Source organism: Ruegeria sp. AA6, from assembly GCF_056542865.1.
In genome coordinates this window covers 1-2,540 of the sequence record NZ_JBQGAN010000064.1, presented here as the reverse complement: position 1 = coordinate 2,540, position 2,540 = coordinate 1, and the positions used below count along the sequence as shown (strand labels likewise).

The window sequence follows — 2,540 nt, the reverse complement described above, 5'->3', positions numbered from 1 at the left end:
ACCCGTCGCCGCCATCGGCGGTGTCATTGCCCGCCATCAGGATGATCCGGTCGCGCCCGTCGCTGCCGATTACATTGTCGTCCAGCATCGTCGTGCGCAGGCTTGTCAGGTTCTCGACACCGTTGATAGTATCCTGACCGCCATAGCCATCCTCGCTGACGAGGCCGGTGCTCAGGTTGACCGTAACACCGCTCTGGATGTCGGATTGACGATAATCCAGCCGCACATGGCCGTCGCCCGCATTGATATTGAACGTGTCGTTGCCGCCCACACCTCTGATGCCGATAAAGCCGACCTGCGCCGGAGTGACATTGAACGTGTCATTATGATCGGTGCCTTCTACGAACAGGCCCCAACCGGTTATTGGGTTTTGAATATTCACGAATGAGGTCGATCCGTTCACCCCTTTATCGATATAGCCGCTATTGGTGCCGCCATTGATCCAAGCAATTATGCCCGCATCGAGATCCCTGTGTTCAAGGGCCGCACCCCCCGTGTTGGACATATCAGAAAAATCGATCGTGTCCTGGCCAGTACCGGCAGCGATGCGGTCGTCGTCGAACTCATTGTCGCCGGGGTTGATGTAATCATCACCCGCACCGCCCTCGATATAATCAGTGCCAGCACCGCCAAGCAGGCTGTCATTACCTTCGCCGCCATCCAGGCTGTCATTGCCGCCGCCGCCGACTAGACTGTCATTGCCGCCCTGCCCCTCGAAATACTCTCCAACGGCATCGCGTCCGATGATGGTATCGTTGCCTTCGCGTGAGCCGCGCACCTCTTCGAAATTGCTGATCGTGTGGGTGAAGGCCTCACCGCGCCAGGTGCCTGTGGCCGTCCCGGTTTCCAGGTTGACGTTCACCGCCTCGACCCCGGTCCGGTCATAGCGCAGCAGGTCGAACCCGTCGCCGCCGTCGGCGGTGTCATTGCCCGCCATCAGAATGATCTGATCGCGCCCGTCGCTGCCGGTCACGCTGTCGTCCAGCATCGTGGCGCGGAAGCTCGAGACGAGTTCAACCCCGGTGATCGTATCCGATCCACCATGGCCATCGTTCGAGATGATGCCAGTCCCGAGATCGGCGACCATACCGTTGGTGGTGCGCCACCAGTCAGAGGTGATGCGCACATGAGTGCCGCCGTCGCCGGTCAGATTGATGGTGTCATTACCGACAGAGGCATAGATTTGAAAATACCCATCGGGACCTGTGGTGAAGTTGATCGTATCGTCATGCAGAGTCGCAAAAAGGCCGAAACCGTCACTGCCCGCCAGCGGATTGTTCAGCCCAAGGATCGTAGTTGTGCCGTTCACACCCTTGTCAATGCTGCCGCTGTTGGTGGCGGCGTTGATGTTGGCCGTCACCCCGGCGTTCAAGTCGAACATGTCGATTTCCGCAAAGGCGTTCGGGCTGGTGATGCCAGTTAAGTCTACGGTGTCGTTTCCGGTCCCTGGGATCACCCAGTCGAAGTCGGTATTGTCACCGGTTGCCAGATAGTCGTCACCCGCACCCCCATACAGGTCATCCGATCCATCACCACCTTCCAGCGAGTCGTTGCCTGCTTCACCGAACAGCAAGTCATCACCATCCAGACCCAGGATCGTGTCATTCCCGGCTCCTCCTTCAAGCGTGTTGCCATCGCTGTTGTCGACGATCAGATCATCCTCGGTGCTGGTGGCGCTCAGCGAGCTTAGTGCGATATCTGTGCCGGGGCCAAAGGCGCTGAAGGCGGCGGGAACATCGAAACCGGTCAAAGCGTTGTCGAAGAAATCGTTGAAGTCCTGAAGCGTATTGAAGGTTGGCAGTGCATCACCGCCCAACAGGAAGATGTGCTGACTGTCGACCGTGCCATATGGCGGAACACTGGCGTCGATATCTTCGAGGATCAGGATGGTTGAGACCCGCGACACACCGCCGGCGTCGGTCCAGTCCAGCTGAAAGATCGACGTATCGGGTTCGTCGTCCGATCCCTGAAACTCAGTCCCATCTACGCGAACATTGTACAGATCCAGTGTGACATCGACATAGAGGTCGTCCGGCGCCGAATCGCCTGGGGCCAGCGGCAGAACGCTGTAGTTCATAGAGGTGGCGTAATCTGGTACGGTTAGTTCCAGTGTAGTGCTCGATTTCAGCCCCACATCTGCTTCGACATCATTGTCGTAATAGACGGAAAAACCGCTGAGCGTATAGGTTGTCATCTGGATGGTCCCTCAAGTTCATTTTTTGGCGACACCGGATCCGGTGCGCGCTCTAAATTTTGATTTTTGCCCAATAGTATGAGCGTGTTGGCAATTATCGGCCGCCGGCGAATAAAAGCAGGCGGTATTTAACAGGTCAATCAGAATGACACTGATTGGCGTCATAACTTGAAGCTGACGTAGGGGAATGCTGGAATGCGAAAGCCCGGGCGTTTGGCCCGGGCTTTACAGATCCGCAATTGGTTCATGTGGTTCAGAAGATGAAATCGCCCGCGTCGAGCGTGCCCTCGGCCACACCGAGCAGGGTCAGCGTGTTGCCCAGCCCATCGCTGATGATCGCCTCGGC

At 57.4% G+C, this 2,540-nt stretch carries 1 protein-coding gene; it reads right to left on the bottom strand.

All coding sequences use genetic code 11. The features are described from left to right. A partial coding sequence (locus ACR0LN_RS23835) for a calcium-binding protein (protein WP_480433217.1) occupies positions 1-2,194 on the bottom strand: 2,194 nt, incomplete at its 3' end. Positions 2,195-2,540 lie beyond the last annotated feature (346 nt).